This is a genomic window from Curtobacterium poinsettiae (assembly GCF_025677645.1).
GTDB classification, from domain to species: domain Bacteria; phylum Actinomycetota; class Actinomycetes; order Actinomycetales; family Microbacteriaceae; genus Curtobacterium; species Curtobacterium poinsettiae_A.
The window spans coordinates 326,050-349,284 of sequence record NZ_CP106879.1 but is presented as its reverse complement, the minus strand read 5'-3'; the positions used below and the strand labels follow the sequence as shown (position 1 = coordinate 349,284).

Genomic DNA, 23,235 nt, shown 5'->3' with positions numbered 1-23,235 from the left:
CCGCCCGTCACCCTGACCGGTCGTGCCTCAGCCGGTCAGGGTGAGCACGACCAGTGCGACGTTGAGCGCCACGATGACCGTCGCGATCACCCACGCCACCACGCGGGTGGTCGCGGCGTTCACGTCGGTCCCCATCACGCTCCGTCGCGACGTGTAGACCACCAGGGGCACGATCGCGAAGGCGATCCCGAAGCTCAGCACCACCTGGCTGACGACGAGCAGCATCGTCGCGTCGGCGTTCAGCGCGAGCAGCACGATCGCCGGCACCAGGGTGATCGCGCGCCGGGCCACGAGTGGGATCCGCATGTGCAGCAGGCCCTTCATGATCTCCGCGCCGGCCATGCAGCCCACCGAGGTCGAGGCCAGGCCGGACGCGAGCAGGCCCACGGCGAAGAGCACCCCGACGACCGGGCCGACGTTCTCGGCGATGGCGCGCTGCGCGCCGGGGATGGAGTCGGTGCCCTCGACGCCCGGCAGCGTGGCCGCGGCGAGGACGAGCATCGCGATGTTCACCCCACCCGCGACGATCAGCGCGAGCCCGACGTCCCACCGGGTCGCGACGAGCACCCGGCGACGCTGCGGCCCGGCGGGGACGTCCCCGTGGCGGTCCCGGGCGAGCGCCGAGTGCAGGTACACCGCGTGCGGCATCACGGTCGCGCCGAGCATCGAGGCCGCGAGCAGCACCGAGCCGGCACCCTCGAACCGCGGCACGAGCCCGGCGACGAGATCGGCCGGAGACACCCGGGCGAACAGCAGCCCGGCGCAGAAGCCCACCGTCAGGATCGCGAGCATCGCCGTCACCACGGTCTCGAACAGCCGCGTGCCCCGGCGGCTGTGCAGGGTCAGCAGGAGCATCGAGACGAGCCCGGTGATGATCCCACCGACCACGAGCGGCAGGTCGAAGAGCAGGTAGAGCGCCAGCGCGCCGCCGATCACCTCGGCGATGTCGGTCGCGGCGGCGACGATCTCGGCCTGGCCCCAGAACAGCAGCCGTGGGGTGCGCCGCATCCGCAGGCCCAGGTGCTCGGGCAGCGACTTCCCCGTCACCACCCCGAGCTTGGCGGACAGGTACTGCACCACCACGGCACTGGCGTTCGCGGCCACGAGCACCCAGAGCAGCAGGTACCCGTACTCGGCCCCGGCGGTCAGGTTGGCGGCGACGTTGCCGGGGTCGACGTACGCGATGGCCGCCACGAACGCCGGTCCGAGCAGGGTGAGCCCGGCTGCACGACGACGCGGGGCACCGGATGGGTGCTCGTCGAGCCGGGGGTTGGCAGTGTCGGTCATGCACCGATCCTGTCAGAGAATTCGGCACGCCGAATCTTTTTCTTCGACGTTTCGTGGTGCTCGCCGGTCGCCGCTCGCGCGTGTGTGTGTCGCGTGGTCACGACCCGTCGGCTTGAACGCCGCCAGCAGACGGTCGGTGACCGCTCGGCGGAGGTGCGCGGGGGGTCCTGACCGCTCGCGGAAGGCGGACAGGAGGCCCGTGGCGGCGCAGCCACGCGCCTCCCGGCCGGTGGCTGGTCGCGACTCGTCGATTGCTCCGCGTCGGGTGGTCGCAACCTGACGGCTGGGACGCCGTCGGGCGACGGTCGGTGACCGCTCGGCGGAGGTGCGCGGGGTGTCGCGACTCGCCCCTCCCGGACGACGAGGGGAAGGTGTCAGCTCCTGGTCACTCCGTGGCGCGGCGGGCGCGGTGCGCCCGGACCTTCGCACGGTTGCCGCACCGCTGCATCGAGCACCAGCGCCGGGTCCCGCCGCGCGACGAGTCGTAGAACACCAGGCCGCAGTCCTCGGCCGAGCACCGGCTCAGCCGCGTCGGCCGGCCGTCGGCCTCGACGTCGTCGAAGCCGACCTCGGTGAAGAGCGCGACGGCATCGCGCGCCACGCTCGACAGGGCCTGTGCCAGGCGGACCCGGTTGGCCCCGGCGCGGCGTCGGCCACCCGGGAGGCTCGGGGGCACGTCCGGCAGGGCGGCGAACAGGTTGACGGTGTCGATGTCGTCGGGCGCGGGGCGCGTGCGGCCGGCCCCGGCACGCAGGCCCGCCGCCACGGCGGTGCGTTCCGCGGCGGTGCTCGCCGGCGCGGGGGCGGCGGCCACGGCGAGCCGCGCGATCGCGGCGCGCAGGGCGCGGGCGTCCTGCAGCTCGCGGGCGCTGGCACCGACGTCGATCGGCTCGGTGTGCTCGCTGAGCCACTCGTCCAGGTCGGCCGGGCTCGCGAGCAGTTCCCCGAGCTGCGACCGCGGTCGGCGGCTGGCGGCGTCGTCCGCGAAGCCACCCGTGTGCGCGAAGTCGAGCGCGATCCGTCCGGCGTCGAAGAACCAGGAGGAACCGGCGTCCGTGCGGATGTGCTGCCCCGTGTGCATCCGCCCAGGCTAACGGGTTACCGGCGCGCCTCCGTGCGTCGGGACCCTCATGCGGTAGTCGACGCCATCGTGGCCGCGTCGTCGTCCGCGGTCCGGCGCCGCCACGTGATGACGTTCCGGGCGTCGAACCGCCGGGAACAGCGGGCGCAGGCCAGGGGACGGGTGGGCGTGCGGTACCGGAAGTGCTCGTGTCCCGCGGGGCAGGTGCCGATCCACGGGGCGAGCTCGCTGGCGATCGGCCCGTCGTGCAGCCTGGAGCCGGTGTACCCGATCGCCGCGGCCGTGCGCTTCCACTTGGGTCCGTGTGCTGCCTGGGCGCCGGCGAGGGCGTGCGCGACCTCGTGCAGCAGGACCTGTTCGACGTCGTCGTCGGAGAACCGGGTGGCCAGGTGTCGGCTCACCGTGATCCGCTTCCGCGCGAAGTCGCACTGCCCTGCGCGGGTCTTGGCGTGGTCGAACCCGAACGCCCACGTCCCGGCGCCGAGGTGTTCGGCGATGAGCGCTTCGGCGCGGAGCCGGACGGTCTCGAGTGCGGTCACTGCTCGGCGCGCGGGTCGGCCTGGCCCTTCTTCGCTGCCCGGGCCGCGATCCGGCCCCAGATGTCGTCGGCCTCGGTCCGTGCGGCGTCGGGTGCGCCGAGCACGCGGCGGCGGATCGGTGGGACCTGCTTCACCGGCTCGGCGACGCGGGTGGTCGGTTCGTCGTCCTCGGCACGGCGGGCGGCGACCTCGCGGGCGGTCCGCGGCTTGTCCGACGGTTCCGCCGGGTTCGTGATCGAGGCCCGCATCGCGGCCTCGACCGCGGTTCGCAGCGCGTCGGTGCGCTCGGACGGCGCCCCCGCCTGCCGGAAGGCCTGGTACGCCCGCGACAGTGCGGCGCGAGCCTCGTCGAAGCGGTCGTTCTCGAACAGCGACCAGCCCTCGATCTCGGCTGCGGCGCCCTCGAGTTCGGGCCACTCCTCGGTGGCGGCGGTGTCGCGGGCCATGGCGGCCTCGCTGGCGGCGCGGTCGTGGCGCCCGAGGTCGTGCAGGACGTGCGCACGACGGATCCGCGCGGCGACCTTGTCCTGGCGCTCCCCGGTGAACATCGCGAGGCGGAACACCTCTTCCGCGATGACGAGCGACTCGTCCAGACGACCGAGCAGACGGAGGAGCTCGGCCCGTTCGGCGAGGGCGTCGGTGCTGCGGCTCTGGCCGAGGTCACGGAGCCGCTGGTGCACGGCGTCGACGTCGACCGCGGGTCGCAGGCTGATGGGCGCGAAGGTGCTGCCCGGGCTGACCCCGGCCGTCACGGGAGCCGCGTGGCGCGGTTCACGGGAACGGTCGGACAGGTCGGGCTGCTGGCGGTCGTCGGGCGGGAGGGACATCGGTTCGAGGGTAGCCGCGGTCTCCCGGGAGCGGTCGGTGCGACGCGCTCAGGTTGCACGCCTGCGGCGGTCCGCGCGTGCCCTCCGGGACGACGAACGGCCCGCCGTGCCGGAGCACGACGGGCCGTTCGGGGTGGTCGATCAGGAGTTGGCGCCCACGGCGGCGGCAGCGGCCACGCCGGCGTAGGTGACGAACGTGGCGATGGTCGCGACGACCGCCAGGACGATCGCCAGGATGCCCCAGACACGACCGCGCTTGGCGACGGCCGCGATGATGCCCTGCACGAGTGCCCAGAGTCCGAGGAACGCGGCGATGCCGATCACGGCGACTCCGCCCACGAGCTGCGAGCGGACGTCCGGGTCGCTCATGACCTCGCTCTGCATCTGCTCTGGCGTGAGGTTCGTCGAACCGTTCTGCGTGATCTGGTCGAGCACACCGCTGTTGCTGATGGCCGAACCCATGATGTAGCCACCGATGACGCCGAGCACGAGCGCGAGCAGGCCGAGCACGAAGGCGATGATGCCGACGGTCTTCTTCTTCTTGGGCTTCGGCTCGTCGTGGCTCTGCCAGGCCGGGGCGCCGGAGTGGGCGGGCGCGGCGGCGTACGGCTGCTGGTCGTGGCGCTGCTGGTCGTTCCAGCTCGGCGTGCTCGACGGCTGGCCGTACTGCTGCTCGCCGTTCGGCTGGCCGTACTGCTGCTCGCCCTGCCCGGACTGCTGCCCGTACTGCTGCTGGCCCTGCCCGTACTGCTCGCCGTACTGCGGGGTCGAGGTCGGCGCCGGGTCCACCCGCTCGCCGTACCGCGGGGCATCGGCGTCGGGCTGCTGCTGCGGGGCGTCGCCCCAGCGCGGCGCCTGGCCGTCGCCCGTCCGGTCCTGGTCGTTCCGGTCGTCGTTCGTCATCAGGGTTCCCATCGCTCGGTCGCGCAGCTGCGCGGTCGTTCAGACCATCCTGACAGCCGGACCTGCCGAGCGCCCGAAGTCCGTCCCCGGTGACGCCCCGGGCGGGCGTCAGCCCCCGAACACGCTCCGGTTCGGCTCGGGCGACGCGACCGCCGTCTGGTCGGTGACGATCGGCGCCCCGGCGATGAACGCCCTGAGCTCCGCACCGTGCACGACCTTCGCCGGCATCGGGTCGGACGAGTACCGCCTGGGCATGTCCGCCACCGGCAGGTCGGTCGGCGACCCGAGCAGCACGATGTTCCCGAACCGGCGGCCCTTGAGCATGCCGGTGTCCGCGACCGCGGCGACCGACGGCAGCACCGACTGCAGCGTCGAGGCCTGCCCCCGGGCGAACGCCAAGCCGGCGCCGTCGGCCACGTTCACCGCGACGATGCCGGTCGGCGACAGGAACGCGGCGACCTCGCGGTAGAACTCGACGCTCGTCACGTGGGCGGGGATCTGCGAACCGCCGAAGACGTCCACCACCGCCAGGTCCACGGTGCCGCGGAGCCCGGCGGGCAGCTTGCCGAGGACCTCCCGGGCGTCGCCGTACCGCACCCGGATCGACGCGCCGCGGGGGAACGGCAGGGCCTCCCGCACGTGCTCGACCAGGTCGCGCTCGAGCTCGATCACCTGCTGCCGCGAGCCCGGGCGGGTCACCGCGACGTAGCGGGGCAGGGTGAGGGCGCCGGCGCCCAGGTGCAGCGCCGTGATCGGGCCGTCCGGCAGCAGGTCGATCGCGTGGCCGATCCGCCGGATGTACTCGAACGCCAGGTGGGTCGGGTCCTCGAGGTCCACGTGCGACTGCGGGGTGCCGTCCACCACCAGGGTGAAGGACCCCGGGCGGTGCCGGTCCGGCTCCACCACCGAGTACCCCGCACCGATCCGGAACCCGTCGAACGCATCACCCATGCGGTCAATGGAACACCACCGCGATCACCACCCGCGTCCCCACCCCTGGTTGGTGTGCCCGCGGGACGCCCGGAACGAGGCTGGTCGCACCGGTCGGGACAGTCCGCCGGACCACCTCGAAAGGCACACCATGTCGGTCCAGCTCCTCGCGAACGTGCTCATCGGCCTCGCCCTCGTCGGCTTCCTGGCGTACCGGCAGGCGACCTGGCGGTCCCTCGACCCGGCGCGCATCTGGCGGGGACCGCTCGTCATGGCGATCGTCGGCGTGGTCGTCCTCGCACAGACCACGACGACCGTCACCACCACCGACGTCGTGTTCCTCGGCCTCGAGGCCCTGCTCACCGTCGCCGTCGGCCTCGCGATGGGGGCGATGACCCGGTTCCGCACCGTCACGACCCCGGACGACAGGGACCGCACCCTGCAGTCCCGCACGGGCTGGCTCGGCGCCGCGCTCTGGATCGTCCTGATCGCCGCCCGCGTCGGGCTCGACGTCCTCGGCGGCCACCTCGGCGCACACCTGCTCACCTCGACCGGCACGATCCTGCTCGTGCTCGCCCTGAACCGTGCCGCCCGTGCCCTGGTCGTCGACCAGCGCATCCCCCGCGGCGGCGACCGGTCGGAGGCCACTCGCCGCGGCATGATGGTGCGGTGAGCCTGCCGACCGACCCGGACCGGACCGACCCAGCCGGGGTCCGGTCCCGCTCGGTGCTCTCCTGGGGGCTCAACGCCGTCGGGATCGCCGTGGTCGCCTTCTGGTTCGTCCGGAACGGCCTCCTGCTCCACCACCCGGCGTGGGTCTGGGTCGTCGGGGCCGTGGCGCTCGGCGCCTGGGCCGTCCGCGAAGGGGCACGCACACCCCGTGTGCTGGTCGTCGCCGCCGGTGTGATGGTCGCCGCCGGATCGCTCACCGTGGTGCCGACCGACTCGCTCCTGGTCGTCCCGGTGATCGTCGGACTCGTCGTCCTCGGCGCCGACCTCCGCCTGCCGGTGTGGACGGCGGCGGTCGCCGCGCTCGCCGCCGTCGTGGTGGTGGCCGGCACCGCGACGCTCGAGCAGACGTCGGTGCAGTTCGTCCTCGGCGTGAGCGGCGGGCTCCTGCTCGGCGTGCTCGCCGGCTTCAGCCGTCGGCAGGTCCGGATCACGACGGCGCAGGCCCGCGAGACCGAGCGGCAGCAGCAGCGCGCACGGCTCCTCGCCGACCGGTCACGGGCGTCCCGGGACATCCACGACGTCCTCGCCCACTCGCTCGGCGGCCTGGTCCTGCAGCTCGACGCGGTCCAGGCCCTGCTCGAGGCCGGCCGCGTCGACGAGGCCACCCGCCGGGCCGGCGAAGCGCGCGCGCTGGCCGCGGACGGTCTGGCCGAGGCGCGGCGTGCGGTGCACGCGCTCCGCGACGAGCCGCAGCCCGGCCAGCCGGAGCCGACCCGTGCCTCCAGTCCGTCCGCCGACCACGCGTCGGCCCTGACGGCCCTGCTCGACGCGCACCGCTCGTTCGGCGGCGAGGTCGTCGTGCAGGGCGACGTGACCCTCGCGGTCCTCGACGAGGCCCACCGGGCCGCCGTGGTCCAGGTCGTCCGGGAGGCCCTCAGCAACGCCCGCAGGCACGCTCCCGGCCGCCCCGTGTCCCTGTCCGTGATCCGGGACGGCGACGCCGTGGACGTCGTCGTGGCCAACCCGCTGCCGAGCGGTGGACAGGGGGTGCTCGGGATGCGCGAGCGGTTCGCGGAACTCGGCAGCGAGGCCACGGTGGAGGCCGAGCGTTCCGACGACGAGTTCGTCGTCGCCATGCACCTGCCCGTCGACGACCCGGTCGATCCGGGCACCGCGGACGCTGCGGTCGCCGTCGAGGACGACCGCTCGTGACCATCCGGGTGCTCGTGGTCGACGACCAGGCCATCGTCCGCGACGGCCTGGTGACGGTGCTGTCGCTCGTGCCCGACCTGCAGGTCGTCGGGCAGTCGGCGGACGGTGCCGAGGCGATCGCCGCCGTCGACCTGCACTCGCCCGACGTCGTCCTGATGGACCTGCGGATGCCGGGTGTCGACGGACCGACCGCCACCGCGCGGATCGTCGCCGAGCACCCCGGGGTGGCGGTCCTGGTGCTGACGACCTACGCCGACGACGACTCTGTCGTCACCGCGCTGCGGGCGGGTGCCCGCGGCTACCTGACGAAGGACGCCGGGCGGGCGGAGATCGCGACCGCGGTGCGTGCGGTGGCCGCCGGGCAGTCGACCTTCGACGCGACCGTGGGGGCGCGGCTGGTGGCGCGCCTCGCCGGTGGTGCCGCTGCCGCTGCCGGTGCCGGTTCCGCTCCGCCTGCGTCACCCGATCCCGGTCCGCCGCTCGGTGCGCGGTTCCCGGACCTCACCCCGCGCGAGGTGGACGTCCTCGAGCGGATCGCGGACGGCCGGACGAACCCGCAGATCGCCGCCGAGCTGTTCCTGACGGTGCCCACCGTGAAGTCGTACGTGAACCAGGTGTTCGCGAAGCTCGGGGTCCGGACCCGCGCGGAGGCCGTCGCCCGCGTCCTGCGCTGACCGTCGGCAGCACCCCTCGTCCCCAGGCGGCGCACTGCGGACACGTGAATGCGTACACATGGACGACCAGCGGACGCCAAGACTCGTTGCGTATCGTTGACGCCTGTCGTCACGACGCCAGAGCGTCGATGCGTGTGTGCCCCACACACCACGCGTCCGCCCGGACACCGTGACCACGACGTGCCCGTGAGCGACCCCACCGCTCGAGCGTGCGCGTCGTCGGCGTGCTGCTGCGCGCCACCCCTCCGGTCACCCGCGCGCGCTGGCCGTCGAACGCACCGCACCCGATGACGAGTGCACCACTGCTGATCCGCCGCAGGAGACCTCCGTCATGACCGCCGACACCATGAGCGTGCCCACCGCACGCCTCGCCGACCCGGACACCCGCCGGGCCGGAACCCGACCCACCCGGTCGGCCCGGGCCTCCCGGCCGTCCCGCGCCGCCCATCCGTCCCGCGCCGCCCTGCCGTTCCACGCCGACCGCGATACGGCGCCCACCTGGATGCGGGTCGTCGGCACGACGCTGCTCCTCGGTGGCGCCGGCCTGTCCGCCGCCGTGCTCGGCTGGCCCGGGGACGCGCCGGAGGTCGCCCTGCTGGTGCCGGCCCTGCTCGCCGTCGCCCTCGGGTCGCTGCTCCTGCTCGCCCGTGCCGGGTTCACCGTCACCGAGCGGCACGTGACCCTGCACTTCCGTCCGCTCCCGCCGCGGCGCATCCCGCGCCGGCGGATCACCGACGTCCGTCTGGTCGAGGCGGACGCGGCCACCTACGGTGGCGTCGGCCTGCGGATCCGTCGCGGCGAGCGTGCGCTCATCCTCACGCCCGGGCTCGGGATCGAGCTCACCGACGACCGGGGCCGGGTCACGTTCGTCCGCACACGTCGCCCGGAGGACGCGTTCCGTGCGCTGGCGGGACTGCCGGGCGGGCCGGGAGGCGCGGATCACGGCGAGCGCGAGCGCCTCGGCTGATCGGGGGCTCCGCTGATCCGGAACCCTGCTGACCGCGGGAATGGAAGCGGCGTGTGGCGGCTTATACACGCCACTGCCGAATCCGGTCAAGCCGGGACTGGACAGCGCGCCACGGAGCGAACTATGATGACAGTTCGCGCTCCCTGGCATCCGTGTCGTCATATTGCGGTCGACGCAGAGTTCTGAGACAGAAACTCATCTCGCCCTGGTGCAGCCGGACCCGTATATGGCGGCGGGTACCGCTCACGGAGATCATCCCACACGTGCACCGACGTTCCGCGTCAGGCACGCGTCGGCGTGGTCGCAGGGCTTGCATCTCAGGGTTCGCCGAGCGATCAATCCACTCACCTACACACTGCTCGTCAGTGTCGGCCCGACGGGGCCTACCGGAGGTCACACCCTTGGCTGCTGCGCCCAACGCATCCACCAACCCCAAGAACGGTCGCAACCACTCGCGACTCTCGTTCGCCAAGATCACGGACACCCTCACGGTTCCTGATCTGCTCGCACTCCAGACGGAGAGCTTCGACTGGCTCGTCGGCAACGACGTCTGGAAGGCCCGCCTCGCCGAAGGGCAGGAGCAGGGTCGTACCGACCTCGCGCTGCACTCGGGGCTCGAGGAGATCTTCGAGGAGATCTCCCCGATCGAGGACCTCGGCGAGACCATGCAGCTCTCGTTCACCGCGCCGGAGCTCGAAGACCCGAAGTACTCGATCGACGACTGCAAGGAGCGCGGCAAGACCTACGCCGCTCCGCTGTACGTCAACGCCGAGTTCATGAACCACATGACGGGTGAGATCAAGACGCAGACGGTCTTCATGGGCGACTTCCCGCTCATGACCGAACGCGGCACGTTCATCATCAACGGCACCGAGCGCGTCGTCGTGTCGCAGCTCGTCCGTTCGCCCGGCGTGTACTTCGAGCGCCAGCAGGAGAAGACCTCCGACAAGGACATCTACTCGGCGCGGATCATCCCGTCGCGTGGTGCCTGGCTCGAGTTCGAGATCGACAAGCGCGACCAGGTGGGCGTGCGCATCGACCGCAAGCGCAAGCAGTCCGTGACCGTCTTCCTCAAGGCCCTCGGCCTGACGAGCGAAGAGATCATGGACGAGTTCCAGGGCTTCGCGTCGATCGAGTCGACCCTCGAGAAGGACGCCGTCCTCACGAAGGAAGAGGCGCTCAAGGACATCTACCGCAAGCTCCGTCCGGGCGAGCAGGTCGCTGCCGAGGCCGCGCGTGCGCTCCTCGACAACTTCTACTTCAACCCGAAGCGCTACGACCTGGCGAAGGTCGGCCGCTACAAGGTCAACCGCAAGCTCGGCATGGACGCCCCGCTGTCCGACTCGGTGCTCACCGTCAAGGACATCGTCGCGACGATCAAGTACCTGGTGTCGCTGCACGCTGAGCGCACCACGATCGACGGCGTCCGTGACGGCGAGCCGGTGCAGCTGCGCCTCGACGTCGACGACATCGACCACTTCGGCAACCGTCGCATCCGCGCCGTCGGCGAGCTCATCCAGAACCAGGTCCGCACGGGTCTGTCCCGGATGGAGCGCGTCGTCCGCGAGCGCATGACCACTCAGGACATCGAGGCGATCACGCCCCAGACGCTCATCAACGTGCGCCCGGTCGTCGCCGCGATCAAGGAGTTCTTCGGAACGTCCCAGCTGTCGCAGTTCATGGACCAGAACAACCCGCTCGCGGGTCTGACGCACAAGCGTCGTCTCTCGGCCCTCGGCCCGGGTGGTCTGTCCCGTGAGCGTGCCGGCGTCGAGGTCCGTGACGTCCACCCGTCGCACTACGGCCGCATGTGCCCGATCGAGACCCCGGAAGGCCCGAACATCGGCCTGATCGGTTCGCTCGCGTCGTTCGGTCGAATCAACTCCTTCGGCTTCATCGAGACCCCGTACCGTCGCGTCGTCAACGGCGAGGTCACGAAGACCATCGACTACCTCACCGCTTCGGAAGAGGACGACTTCGTCGTCGCGCAGGCCAACGCCCCGCTGACGAACGACTTCCACTTCGCCGACGACAAGGTGCTCGTCCGCAAGAAGGGTGGCGAGGTCGAACTCGTCGCCAAGGACGAGGTCGACTACATGGACGTCTCCCCGCGCCAGATGGTGTCGGTCGCGACGTCGCTCATCCCGTTCCTCGAGCACGACGACGCGAACCGCGCCCTCATGGGTGCGAACATGCAGCGTCAGGCCGTCCCGCTGCTCCGTTCCGAGTCGCCGCTCGTCGGCACCGGCATGGAGGGCTACACGGCCATCGACGCCGGCGACGTCGTCACCGCCGACAAGGCCGGTGTCGTCTCCGAGGTCTCGGCCGACGCCGTCACCCTGCAGCTCGACGAGGGCGGCACGCAGACCTACTACCTGCGCAAGTTCGACCGCTCCAACCAGGGCACGAGCTACAACCACCGCGTCATCGTCTCCGCAGGCGAGCGCGTGGAGCAGGGCGAGGTCATCGCCGACGGTCCCGCGACGGAGAACGGCGAGCTCGCGCTCGGCAAGAACCTCCTCGTCGCGTTCATGCCGTGGGAGGGCTACAACTACGAGGACGCGATGATCCTGTCGCAGAACCTCATCAAGGACGACACGCTCTCCTCGATCCACATCGAGGAGTACGAGGTCGACGCCCGCGACACCAAGCTCGGCAAGGAGGAGATCACCCGTGACCTCCCCAACGTCAGCCCGGACCTGCTGGCCGACCTCGACGAGCGCGGCATCATCCGCATCGGTGCCGAGGTCCGCCCCGGCGACATCCTCGTCGGCAAGGTCACGCCGAAGGGCGAGACCGAGCTGAGCGCCGAGGAGCGTCTGCTCCGTGCCATCTTCAACGAGAAGTCGCGCGAAGTCCGCGACACCTCGCTCAAGGTGCCCCACGGTGAAGAGGGCACGATCATCGGCGTCAAGGTGTTCGACTCGCAGGACGGTGACGACGAACTCGGCTCTGGTGTCAACCAGCGCGTGGTCGTCTACATCGCCCAGAAGCGCAAGATCACCGCGGGTGACAAGCTCGCCGGTCGTCACGGCAACAAGGGCGTCATCTCGACCATCCTCCCGGTCGAGGACATGCCGTTCCTCGCCGACGGCACCCCCGTCGACATCGTCCTCAACCCGCTCGGCGTCCCCGGCCGCATGAACTTCGGCCAGGTGCTCGAGATCCACCTCGGGTGGCTCGCCAAGCAGGGCTGGAACGTCGAGGGCATCCAGGAGTGGGCTTCCGCCCTCCCCGAGGCGGCCCGCAGCGCCGAGCCCGGCACCAAGGTCGCCACCCCGGTGTTCGACGGTGCGTACGAGCGCGAGATCGAGGGCCTCCTCGACTCGACCCTCCCGAACCGCGACGGCGAGCGCCTGATCGGCTCGTCCGGCAAGGCGCAGCTCTTCGACGGCCGCTCCGGCGAGCCGTTCCCGGAGCCCGTCTCGGTCGGCTACATGTACATCCTCAAGCTGCACCACCTGGTCGACGACAAGATCCACGCGCGTTCGACCGGTCCGTACTCGATGATCACGCAGCAGCCGCTGGGTGGTAAGGCGCAGTTCGGTGGACAGCGATTCGGTGAGATGGAGGTGTGGGCGCTCGAAGCGTACGGCGCCGCCTACGCCCTCCAGGAGCTCCTGACGATCAAGTCCGACGACATCCTCGGCCGCGTGAAGGTCTACGAGGCGATCGTCAAGGGCGAGAACATCCAGGAACCCGGCATCCCCGAGTCCTTCAAGGTCCTCATGAAGGAGATGCAGTCGCTCTGCCTGAACGTCGAGGTCCTCTCGGCCGACGGCCAGGCGGTCAGCCTGCGCGACAACGATGACGAGGTCTTCCGCGCTGCGGAGGAGCTGGGCATCAACATCTCCTCGCGGTTCGAGTCGTCCTCCGTCGACGACATCTGATCCCGCCCGTACATCGAAGCCTGAATCAGCAAGAGAGAAGAACATTGCTCGAAGCAACTTCCTTTGACGCCATTCGGATCGGCCTCGCGACCGCCGAGGACATCCGTCAGTGGTCGTACGGCGAGGTCAAGAAGCCGGAGACCATCAACTACCGCACCCTGAAGCCCGAGAAGGACGGTCTGTTCGGCGAGCAGATCTTCGGTCCTTCCCGCGACTGGGAGTGCGCCTGCGGCAAGTACAAGCGTGTCCGGTTCAAGGGCATCGTCTGCGAGCGCTGCGGCGTCGAGGTCACCAAGTCCTCGGTCCGTCGTGAGCGCATGGGCCACATCGAGCTCGCTGCCCCCGTCACGCACATCTGGTACTTCAAGGGCGTCCCGTCGCGCCTCGGGTACCTCCTCGACATGGCGCCGAAGGACCTCGAGAAGGTCATCTACTTCGCGGCGTACATGATCATCGACATCGATGAGGAGGGCCGTCACGCGGACATGCCGGGTCTCGAGAACGAGATGCGTCTCGAGATCAAGACCCTCGAGGGCCAGCGCGACTCGATCATCGCCGACCGCCTCAAGAAGCTCGAGGACGACCTCGCAGCCCTTGAGGAAGAGGGTGCGAAGGCCGACGTCAAGCGCCGCACCAAGGACACCGCCGAGAAGGAGATGTCCCAGGTCCGGAAGTCGTTCGACGAGGACATCACCCGTCTCGAGCGTGTGTGGGAGGACTTCCGCAACCTCAAGGTGGGCGACCTCAAGCCCGAGGACGCCGTCTTCCACGAGCTCCAGGACCGGTTCGGGATCTACTTCGACGCCTACATGGGCGCCGAGGCGATCAAGCTCCGGCTCGAGGCGTTCGACCTGGCCGCCGAGGCCGAGGCACTGCGTCTGCAGATCGCCGAGGGCAAGGGCCAGAAGAAGATCCGCGCGATCAAGCGTCTGCGCGTCGTCAGCTCCTTCCTCGCCACCGGCAACTCGCCGGCCGCGATGGTGCTCGGCGTCGTGCCGGTCATCCCGCCGGAGCTGCGCCCGATGGTGCAGCTCGACGGTGGCCGTTTCGCCACGTCGGACCTCAACGACCTCTACCGTCGTGTGATCAACCGCAACAACCGTCTCCGCCGCCTGCTCGACCTCGGTGCCCCCGAGATCATCGTGAACAACGAGAAGCGCATGCTGCAGGAAGCCGTTGACGCGCTGTTCGACAACGGTCGTCGTGGTCGTCCGGTCACGGGTACCGGCAACCGCGCCCTGAAGTCCCTGAGCGACATGCTCAAGGGCAAGCAGGGTCGTTTCCGCCAGAACCTGCTCGGCAAGCGCGTCGACTACTCGGGCCGTTCGGTCATCATCGTCGGCCCGCAGCTGAAGCTGCACCAGTGCGGTCTGCCCAAGCAGATGGCGCTCGAGCTCTTCAAGCCGTTCGTGATCAAGCGCCTCATCGACCTGTCGCACGCGCAGAACATCAAGTCGGCCAAGCGCATGGTCGAGCGTTCGCGTCCGCAGGTGTGGGACGTGCTCGAGGAGATCATCCGCGAGCGCCCCGTCCTGCTGAACCGTGCGCCGACGCTGCACCGTCTGGGCATCCAGGCGTTCGAGCCGCAGCTCGTCGAGGGCAAGGCCATCCAGCTCCACCCGCTCGTGTGTGCTGCGTTCAACGCGGACTTCGACGGTGACCAGATGGCCGTGCACCTGCCGCTGTCGGTCGAGGCCCAGGCCGAGGCCCGCATCCTGATGCTCGCCTCCAACAACATCCTGAAGCCGTCCGACGGCCGCCCGGTGACCCTGCCCGCACAGGACATGATCATCGGTCTGCACCACCTCACGACCGTCCGCGAGGGCGCCGTGGGCGAGGGCCGTGCGTTCTCGTCGGTGGCCGAGGCGATCCTGGCGAACGACCAGCACACGCTGCACCTCAACGCGATGGTGAAGATCCGCATGACGGGTGTCCACTTCGCCGAGGGTGAAGCACCCGAGGGCTACGAGCAGGGCGACACCGTGCTGCTCGAGACCACCCTGGGCCGTGCGCTCTTCAACGAGACCCTTCCGGCGAACTACCCGTTCGTCCAGAAGGTCACGGACAAGGGCGTGCTCTCCGCGATCGTCAACGACCTCGCCGAGCGCTACTCCAAGACCGAGACGGCCGCTGCGCTCGACCGGATCAAGGACGCCGGCTTCTACTGGGGCACCCGCTCCGGTGTGACCGTCGCCCTGTCGGACGTCGTGACGCCTCCTCGCAAGAAGGAGATCATCGCGGGCTACGAGGTCCAGGCCGCCAAGGTGCAGGGCGAGTTCGACAAGGGTCTGATCACCGACTCCGAGCGTCGCGCCGACCTGATCAAGATCTGGACCGAGGCCACGAACGAGATCGCGCAGGAGATGCGCGACAACTTCCCGGTCGACAACACCATCAACCGCATGGTGTCGTCGGGTGCTCGTGGTAACTGGCTCCAGGTCCGCAACATCGCCGGTATGCGTGGTCTGGTGAACAACCCGAAGGGCGAGATCATCGCCCGCCCGATCATCAACTCGTACCGCGAGGGCCTGACCGTGGCGGAGTACTTCATCGCCACCCACGGTGCTCGGAAGGGTCTTGCCGACACCGCGCTCCGTACCGCGGACTCCGGGTACCTCACCCGTCGTCTCGTGGACGTCTCGCAGGACGTCATCATCCGCGAGGACGACTGCGGCACGACGCGTGGCCTCGAGCTGCCGATCGCGACCGTGGACGCCGACGGCAAGCTCGTCCGCGACCCGCGCGTCGAGAACACCGTGTACTCCCGCACCCTGGCCACCGAGGCTGTGGACGCACAGGGCACGGTCGTGGCAGAGGCCGGTGAGGACGTCGGTGACGTGCTCATCGACAAGCTGCTCGCGGCCGGCGTCGAGAGCATCAAGGTGCGCTCGGTCCTGACCTGCGAGTCCGCCGTCGGTGTCTGCGCGAAGTGCTACGGCCGTTCGCTCGCCACGGGTAACCTCGTCGACATCGGCGAGGCGGTCGGCATCATCGCCGCCCAGTCCATCGGTGAGCCCGGTACCCAGCTGACGATGCGTACCTTCCACACGGGTGGTTCGGCCTCGGCCGACGACATCACCCAGGGTCTCCCGCGTGTCACGGAGCTCTTCGAGGCGCGTACCCCCAAGGGCGCGTCCCCGATCGCCGAGGCCCCCGGCCGCGTCGTGGTCGAGGACACGGACAAGGGTCGTCGGATCATCCTCACGCCGGACAACGGCGACGAGCCGTTCATCTACCCGGTGCTCAAGCGTGCGACGCTCCTCATCGAGGACAACCAGCACGTCGAGCTCGGCGAGCAGTTCATCGCCGGCACCGTCGACCCGAAGGAAGTCCTCCGGGTCAAGGGTGTCCGAGAGGTCCAGAAGCACCTGGTCAACGGTGTGCAGGACGTCTACGGCTCGCAGGGTGTGCCGATCCACGACAAGCACATCGAGGTCATCGTCCGCCAGATGCTCCGCAAGGTCACCGTCGTCGACCACGGCGACACCGACCTGCTGCCGGGTGAGCTCGTCGACCGGTCGCGCTACAACGCGCTGAACCGTGCGGCGCTGCAGGAGGGTCGCAAGACCGCCTCGGCTCGCCAGGAGGTCATGGGCATCACGAAGGCGTCCCTCGCGACCGAGTCGTGGCTGTCCGCCGCTTCCTTCCAGGAGACCACCCGCGTGCTCACGCAGGCGGCCATGGAGGGCAAGCAGGACCACCTCGTCGGCCTCAAGGAGAACGTCATCATCGGTAAGCTCATCCCCGCCGGGACGGGCCTCAGCCGGTACCGCGACGTGGACGTGAACGCGACCGAAGAGGCGAAGGCGGAGCGGTACCCCAACCGCATCTTCGCTGACGACTCGTCGTTCTCGGACGCCGACCTGAGCTTCGTCGACTTCGACAGCTTCTCGTCGGACGACTTCACGCCGGGCACGTACAACTGAGCCTGATGTGATCCCGCGAAGGCCCCGTCTCCGCAAGGAGACGGGGCCTTCGTCGTGTCGTCACCACGTGACGGCCTGGAGGCGCGGTGCGGGGCCGCCACGGGCCTCCCGTCCGCCGTGGGGTCGCGGCTAGAGCGCGCGGCCCGCGCCGTTGTCGCGGCCGGAACCGCGACCGGTCTCGTCGACCAGCGAGAACAGGCTCAGCACGTTGCCGTCCGGGTCGCGGACGTCGAACCAGTCGACCGCACCGTCGACGCACTCGACGGGGCCGATGTCGATGCCGAGCGCGCCGATGCGTGCGTGCTGAGCGGCGACGTCGTCGACGCCGAAGCGGACGCTGACCGGGTTCTCCTCGGCCTGTTCGTCGACGTAGAGCTGGATCCAGATGCCGCCGACCTCGTACTCGGCGACGCCGTCCTCGGGCTCGAGGTCCGGCTCGGTGCGCTCGAAGACCGCGCCGTACCAGAGGCAGGACGCCTCGATGTCGCTGACGGGCAACCCCACGGTCACGCTCGTGATGTCCATGTCTCATCATGTGCCCGGGTGGGGGCGCGCGTCGAGAGGGATTCCGCGGTGCCGCGCTGTCCGGCCCGCGTGGCAGGGTGGTGTGATGGCGACGCTGCGCGAACGGATCCCCGCCCCGCCCCGGCTCGAGCTGCCGTCACCCGTGGGCGGCATCGTCTTCCGTCCGGGATCGCGTGACGACCTGGTGGGCATGCACGCGGTCGCGGTCGCTGCCGCCGCCCTCGACGATCCTCGTGCCCGTCCCTCCACAGCGGACCTCGACCGCTCGTTGTCCACCGAAGGGCTCGTCGTCGATCGGGACACGGTCGTGGGCGTCGATCCTGATGGACATGTGCAGGCCTACGGCATCGTCATCGACGTCCCTTCCCGGGTCACCGCGGCGCGGGCGGTGCTCGGCGGTGCGGTCCACCCCCGGTACCGGAGCCGTGGTGTCGGGCGCCGGGTCCTCGCGTGGCAGGTCGGCCGAGCGCAGCAACGGCTCGCCGCGCTTGACATCGACCTCCCCGCGACCCTCGACGTCGGTGGTCGCTCCGGTGCTCCCGTCCTCGCCCTCGCCGAGCGGCTCGGGTTCCGGCCGGTCCGGCACTGGGTCGAGATGGAGCTCGTCTTCGCCGACCATGCCGTCGACGGCCCCCCCGACGTCCGCGTTCCCCGACGGTCTGGTCCTGCGTCCAGCGGCCGCGGACGACATCGAGCCGATGCGGGCTGCCAAGAACGACGCATTCCGCGACCACTGGGGCTCGCAGCCGATGGTCGCGTCCGACTGGCGGGGCTTCCTCACCGCACCGAAGAGTCGGCTCGACCTGTCCCGAGTCGTGGTCGATCCCCTGGGCAACGTGCTCGCCTTCGCCGTCGTCGAGGTCGATCCGGACGGGTTCGCCGCACGCGGACGGCCGTTCGGGTACGTGCACTGGGTGGGCGTCACCCGTTCTGCGCGTGGCCGCGGGTTGGCGCCGCTCGTGCTCGGCGCTGCACTCGCGGCGATGCGAGCGGACGGGCTGTCGGCGGCGGTGCTGGACGTCGACACCGAGAACCCGAGCGGTGCGGTCCGGATCTACGAGCGGCTCGGGTTCGTCCGGAGCGAGGTCCACGTCACGGCCTCGGTGTCCCTCTGACCGGGGCCGAACGGGTCGTGGACCCCAGTTCTGGGTGCAGCAGGACCCCCTCCGCCCCCTCTTTCTGGGACTGCGGTCGGCGAGGGCCCCAGAAGTAGCGTGGTCGGGCGCCACATCCCTGGTGGCGCATCACCCGACGACGTCTCGCCGTGCGCGAGTCCAAGGAGGCACGGGACTCATGGCGACCCTGTCCGAGATCCTCATCCTGAACGGCGCCCTGCCCATCGAGCACCTCGATGCGATGACGGGTGACGAGGACCTCGACGAGCGCGCCATCCGCGGCCTGGTCGACCAGGGCGTCGTGAGCGAGGCCCAGTTCATCACCGCCCGGGCCGCGTCGAACAACTCACGCACCGTTCCGCTGAGCGACTACCCCGTCGACGGCACCGCGGTGTCGATCCTGCCGGCGGCGCTGTGCCGGCGCCACGGTGTACTCGGCGTCGGGTTCGAGGGCGACCTGCTCATCCTCGCGATGGTGAACCCCACGAACGTGCTCGCCATCGACGACGCCCGGACGGCGTCCGGCCGGGCGATCAAGCCGCTGCAGGTCGAGGAGCGTGACCTCGTCGCTGCCCTCGACCGGTACCTGCGCGCCGACGACGAGCTGAACGACCTGACGTCGTCGCTCGAAGAAGAAGCGTCGACGACCTCGAACGCGCAGGTCGACATCGCCGACGGTGCCCTCGACGACGTCCCGATCGTCCGCTTCGTGAACCTGCTCGTGTCCCAGGCCATCCAGGACCACGCGTCCGACATCCACATCGAGCCCGGCGAGCACGAGGTCCGGATCCGGTACCGCATCGACGGTGTGCTGCACGAGATGGCGCCGGCGCCGAAGAACATCCAGAACGGCGTGATCAGCCGCCTGAAGATCATGAGCGACATCGACATCGCCGAGCGTCGCAAGCCGCAGGACGGCCGCATGTCCGTGCGGCACGGCGGCCGGCAGATCGACCTCCGCGTCGCGACGCTGCCCACCGTGTGGGGCGAGAAGGTCGTCATGCGGATCCTCGACAACACGAACACCTCGCTGACCCTCAAGGACCTCAACCTCCTCGAGCAGAACTTCCAGGCCTACCAGCGGTCCTACTCGAAGCCGTACGGCATGATCCTGGTCACCGGTCCCACCGGTTCGGGCAAGTCGACGACGCTGTACACGACCCTCAACGCCGTGGCGAAGCCCGAGATCAACGTCATCACGGTGGAGGACCCGGTCGAGTACCGGATGGCCGGGATCAACCAGGTGCAGGTCAACCCGAAGGCCGGCCTGACGTTCGCGTCCGCGCTCCGCTCGATCCTCCGCTCCGACCCCGACGTCGTGCTGCTGGGTGAGATCCGCGACCACGAGACCGCCCAGATCGCGATCGAGGCGTCGCTCACCGGGCACCTCGTGCTCTCCACCCTGCACACCAACGACGCCCCGTCGGCCGTGACCCGCCTGACCGAGATGGACATCGAGCCGTTCCTGGTCGGGTCCGCCCTCGACTCCGTCGTCGCCCAGCGACTCGCTCGCCGGCTGTGCGACCGGTGCAAGGCGCCCGCCGTGTACGAGATCGAGCAGCTCCAGGCGCTCGGGTTCCTGCGCCCCGGCGACGAGATGCCTGCGTTCTTCGCCCCGGTCGGCTGCGCGGTGTGCTTGAACACCGGGTACCGCGGCCGCATCGCCCTGCACGAGGTCATGACCGTCACCGAAGAGATCGAGCGGCTCGCCGTCGGTCGTGCCTCGAGCGCGGAGATCAGCCGCGTCGCCCAGCAACAGGGCATGCTCACGCTCCGCCAGGACGGCTTCGAGAAGGTCAAGCTCGGCATGACGAGCGTTGACGAGATCCTGCGCGTCGTCGCGTGACCGGGGGACAGGACGAGCAGATGACCGACTCCGTGTACGACATCACCATGCCCGGCGACGAGCCCGTCGCCGGGTGGCACCCCGGCACCCCCGGCGCCGAGGTCGGCTCCCGCCGTGCCGCGCGTCTGGCCGCGGCCGCTGCTGCCCCGCCCGAGCAGGTCTACGACCTGACGGACGACTCGGCGGTGTGGCCCGCGCCCACCGGCACGGCCGTGGCGAGCCCGGTTGCCGGGCCCGTGGGTGGTCCGGTCGCTGCGCCCGTGGCGCAGTCCGCCACCGCTCCGGCGACGCCGCCCGCCGCGGTGCCGTCGTCGACCGCCACCTACGGGTACGCCGAGCCGGCGACCCAGCAGCTGCCGGCCATCGCGTACAGCGGCGCACACCACGCCGCACCGCCGGCACCCGCTCCGGCCCCCGCCGCGGGATCGGCCGGTGACATCGACTTCGCCCGGCACGCGCGCGAGGTCGCCGACCCCGACCTCATCACCGCACTGGCGCAGGTCGTCTACCAGGGGGCCTCCGACCTGCACGTCACGGCCGACGCCCCGCCCACCGTCCGCGTGGACGGCTCGCTCCGGCCGGCCGTGCCCGGAGGCGCGTGGTCGCGCGGCAAGGTCATCGCCGCACTCAAGACGCTGCTGTCCGTCGAACAGGCCGGGCAGTTCGACCACGACCAGGAGCTCGACTTCGCGTACTCGTTGTCGCCGGAGTACCGCTTCCGCGTGAACTACTACCAGCAGCGCGGCAACTGGGGAGCTGCGTTCCGCATCATCCCCACCAGGATCAAGACGCTCAAGCAGCTCGGGATCCCCGCGCACGTCGGCGACTTCGCCGGCCTGCCCCGTGGCCTGGTCCTCGTCACCGGTCCGACCGGTTCGGGCAAGTCGACCACCCTCGCCGCGCTCATCGACCTGGTCAACGAGAGCCGCGCCGACCACATCGTCACGGTCGAGGACCCGATCGAGTTCATGCACGACCACAAGCGGTCGATCATCAACCAGCGCGAGGTCGGCGCCGACACCCACTCCTTCGCCTCCGCGCTCAAGCACGTGCTGCGGCAGGACCCCGACGTCATCCTGATCGGTGAGCTCCGCGACCTCGAGACCATCTCCGTCGCACTCACCGCCGCCGAGACCGGCCACCTCGTGTTCGCCACCCTGCACACGCAGAGCGCGCCCGGCACGATCGACCGCGTCATCGACGTCTTCCCGCCGCACCAGCAGGGGCAGATCCGCACCCAGCTCGCGGCCACCCTGCAGGGCGTCGTCTGTCAGACCCTCGTCCCGAAGGCCAACGGCGTCGGTCGGGTCGTCGCCACCGAGATCATGACGATCACCCCGGCCATCGGCAACCTCATCCGCGAGGGCAAGACCTACCAGATCACGTCCGCCATGCAGGCCGGACGTGACCTCGGCATGCACACCATGGACCAGGACCTCGCCGAACTGGTCAACGTCGGCACCATCTCGCGCAAGGCCGCGATGGAGAAGGTGCACGACGAAGAGGGCTTCGACCGGCTCGTCCAGCGCGTCGAGTCCCCGTCCGACTCCTCGGCCGCCGCGATCGCCGCCAGCGGCATCGACTTCGGCGACAAGTTCTCCGGAGGCTACTGATGTCACTCGCGTTCGACTACCGCGGGCGCGACGGCGCCGGCAAGCTCGTGAAGGGCCGCCTCGACGCCGCGTCCGAGGGGGCCGTCGTCCAGCGCCTCCGGGGCATGGGCGTCTCGCCGATCGCCATCACCGAGGCGAAGGCCGGCACCGGGCTCCAGACCGAGATCAAGATCCCCGGGTTCGAGAAGGGCGTCGGCCTCAAGGACCTCGCGATCATGTCGCGGCAGGCCTCGACGATGCTCACCTCGGGGCTCTCGCTCCTGCGGACCCTCACGATCCTGTCCGACCAGACCGAGAACAAGAAGCTCAAGGACATCCTCGGCAAGGTCCGCGACGACGTCGAGCGCGGCGTCTCGTTCTCCGACGCCGTCGCGAAGTACCCGGTCGACTTCCCGCCGATCATGATCAACATGATCCGCGCGGGGGAGACCGGCGGCTTCCTCGACCAGGCCATGGACTCCATCGCGACGAACTTCGAGAAGGAGCACAAGCTCCGCTCGACGATCAAGTCGGCGATGACCTACCCGGTGGTCGTGCTGTGCATGTCACTTGCCGCCGTCGTGATCATGCTCATCTTCATCGTCCCGATCTTCCAGGACATGTTCTCGTCGCTCGGCGGGCAGCTGCCGCTGCCGACGCAGGTCCTGGTGACCCTGTCCCACGCGATGCGCTGGCTCGCACCGGTCCTCGCGGTCGCCGTGATCGTCGGCTGGCTGTGGTTCCGGGCGAACAAGAACACCGATCGGTTCCGGAGCTCCCGCGATCCGATCATGCTCCGCCTGCCGGTCTTCGGTGGACTGACCCGCAAGATCGTCATCGCGCGGTTCGCGCGGAACTTCTCGAACATGATCGGCGCCGGTGTCCCCATTCTGCAGGCATTGTCGATCGTCGGTCAGGTGTCGAACAACTTCGTGGTCCAGAAAGCACTCGAGCGGGTTGCGGAAGAGGTCCGGAAAGGCGAGTCGATTGCCGCGCCATTGGCTCGCGAAAGCATTTTTCCGGCAATGGTTTCGCAAATGGTCGCAGTCGGCGAAGATGCCGGTTCACTGGAGATCATGCTCGAGAAGATCGCGGTGTTCTACGACTCTGAAGTCGAGTCGACGACCGAGTCACTGACTGCCCTGATCGAGCCGCTGCTCATCGCATTCCTCGGTGTCGTCGTGGGTGGCATGATCATCGCGCTCTACCTGCCGATCTTCCAGATCACATCGTTGGTGAAGTAACGGCC

Annotated in this window: 18 protein-coding genes; 10 read left to right on the top strand and 8 right to left on the bottom strand. The window is 70.0% G+C overall.

The window, feature by feature from the left end; translation table 11 throughout:
- Positions 1–27: 27 nt before the first annotated feature.
- From OE229_RS01705 to OE229_RS01680, 6 genes are all read right to left on the bottom strand, one after another.
- Positions 28–1,287: an Nramp family divalent metal transporter gene (locus OE229_RS01705; protein WP_262139445.1), complete on the bottom strand. Its 1,260-nt coding sequence runs from the start codon at positions 1,285–1,287 to the stop codon at positions 28–30.
- Between the two features lie 385 nt (positions 1,288–1,672).
- Entirely contained in the window at positions 1,673–2,368 is a 696-nt protein-coding gene (locus OE229_RS01700; RefSeq protein ID WP_262139444.1) for a CGNR zinc finger domain-containing protein, read from the bottom strand.
- A 47-nt stretch (positions 2,369–2,415) separates the two neighbouring features.
- On the bottom strand, positions 2,416–2,907 hold the full coding sequence (locus OE229_RS01695; protein ID WP_262139443.1) for a SprT-like domain-containing protein: 492 nt from the start codon (positions 2,905–2,907) through the stop codon (positions 2,416–2,418).
- Positions 2,904–3,734 carry a hypothetical protein gene (locus tag OE229_RS01690; protein ID WP_259578912.1) on the bottom strand — a complete coding sequence of 277 codons (831 nt, stop codon included), beginning with the start codon at positions 3,732–3,734 and terminating at the stop codon, positions 2,904–2,906. Before OE229_RS01690 ends, OE229_RS01695 begins: the two co-directional genes overlap by 4 nt.
- A gap of 141 nt (positions 3,735–3,875) precedes the next feature.
- On the bottom strand, positions 3,876–4,637 hold the full coding sequence (locus tag OE229_RS01685) for a DUF4064 domain-containing protein (protein WP_262139441.1): 762 nt from the start codon (positions 4,635–4,637) through the stop codon (positions 3,876–3,878).
- 108 nt (positions 4,638–4,745) lie between these two features.
- Entirely contained in the window at positions 4,746–5,588 is an 843-nt protein-coding gene (locus OE229_RS01680; protein WP_262139439.1) for a spermidine synthase, read from the bottom strand.
- A gap of 130 nt (positions 5,589–5,718) precedes the next feature.
- Between OE229_RS01680 and OE229_RS01675 the strand changes: the two genes are divergently transcribed.
- The 6 genes from OE229_RS01675 (at position 5,719) to rpoC (ending at position 16,908) form a co-directional block, all read left to right on the top strand.
- Positions 5,719–6,240, top strand: coding sequence for a hypothetical protein (locus OE229_RS01675; protein ID WP_262139437.1), 522 nt, complete (start codon positions 5,719–5,721; stop codon positions 6,238–6,240).
- Positions 6,237–7,451, top strand: a complete 1,215-nt coding sequence (locus OE229_RS01670; RefSeq protein WP_262139436.1) for a sensor histidine kinase — start codon at positions 6,237–6,239, stop codon at positions 7,449–7,451. The genes OE229_RS01675 and OE229_RS01670 overlap by 4 nt, the downstream gene beginning before the upstream one ends.
- A complete protein-coding gene (locus OE229_RS01665; protein WP_262139435.1) occupies positions 7,448–8,125 on the top strand; it encodes a response regulator transcription factor in 678 nt (225 codons plus the stop codon). Before OE229_RS01670 ends, OE229_RS01665 begins: the two co-directional genes overlap by 4 nt.
- Before the next feature lie 331 nt (positions 8,126–8,456).
- Positions 8,457–9,092, top strand: a complete 636-nt coding sequence (locus OE229_RS01660; RefSeq protein ID WP_262139433.1) for a hypothetical protein — start codon at positions 8,457–8,459, stop codon at positions 9,090–9,092.
- Between the two features lie 401 nt (positions 9,093–9,493).
- The gene (gene rpoB, locus OE229_RS01655; RefSeq protein ID WP_182064374.1) at positions 9,494–12,982 is read left to right on the top strand and encodes a DNA-directed RNA polymerase subunit beta; all 3,489 of its coding nucleotides are present in this window, start codon (positions 9,494–9,496) and stop codon (positions 12,980–12,982) included.
- 44 nt (positions 12,983–13,026) lie between these two features.
- Positions 13,027–16,908 (top strand): DNA-directed RNA polymerase subunit beta', encoded by a 3,882-nt coding sequence (gene rpoC, locus OE229_RS01650; protein ID WP_111191875.1) that lies wholly within the window; start codon positions 13,027–13,029, stop codon positions 16,906–16,908.
- Between the two features lie 129 nt (positions 16,909–17,037).
- Here rpoC and OE229_RS01645 read toward each other — a convergent pair whose 3' ends face one another.
- Together OE229_RS01645 and OE229_RS01640 are read right to left on the bottom strand one after the other, a co-directional pair.
- Entirely contained in the window at positions 17,038–17,433 is a 396-nt protein-coding gene (locus tag OE229_RS01645) for a VOC family protein (RefSeq protein WP_071245506.1), read from the bottom strand.
- A 136-nt stretch (positions 17,434–17,569) separates the two neighbouring features.
- Positions 17,570–18,052, bottom strand: a complete 483-nt coding sequence (locus OE229_RS01640; protein ID WP_262139430.1) for a hypothetical protein — start codon at positions 18,050–18,052, stop codon at positions 17,570–17,572.
- Between OE229_RS01640 and OE229_RS01635 the strand changes: the two genes are divergently transcribed.
- The 4 genes from OE229_RS01635 (at position 18,051) to OE229_RS01620 (ending at position 23,230) form a co-directional block, all read left to right on the top strand.
- The gene (locus OE229_RS01635; protein ID WP_262139428.1) at positions 18,051–18,548 is read left to right on the top strand and encodes a GNAT family N-acetyltransferase; all 498 of its coding nucleotides are present in this window, start codon (positions 18,051–18,053) and stop codon (positions 18,546–18,548) included. The two genes, OE229_RS01640 and OE229_RS01635, sit on opposite strands and share 2 nt — an antisense overlap.
- A gap of 178 nt (positions 18,549–18,726) precedes the next feature.
- Positions 18,727–20,394, top strand: a complete 1,668-nt coding sequence (locus OE229_RS01630) for a GspE/PulE family protein (protein WP_262139426.1) — start codon at positions 18,727–18,729, stop codon at positions 20,392–20,394.
- Positions 20,395–20,414: 20 nt separating this feature from the next.
- Positions 20,415–22,007 (top strand): type IV pilus twitching motility protein PilT, encoded by a 1,593-nt coding sequence (locus OE229_RS01625; protein WP_315973844.1) that lies wholly within the window; start codon positions 20,415–20,417, stop codon positions 22,005–22,007.
- Positions 22,007–23,230, top strand: coding sequence for a type II secretion system F family protein (locus tag OE229_RS01620; RefSeq protein ID WP_262139425.1), 1,224 nt, complete (start codon positions 22,007–22,009; stop codon positions 23,228–23,230). Before OE229_RS01625 ends, OE229_RS01620 begins: the two co-directional genes overlap by 1 nt.
- The last annotated feature ends 5 nt before the right edge of the window (positions 23,231–23,235 follow it).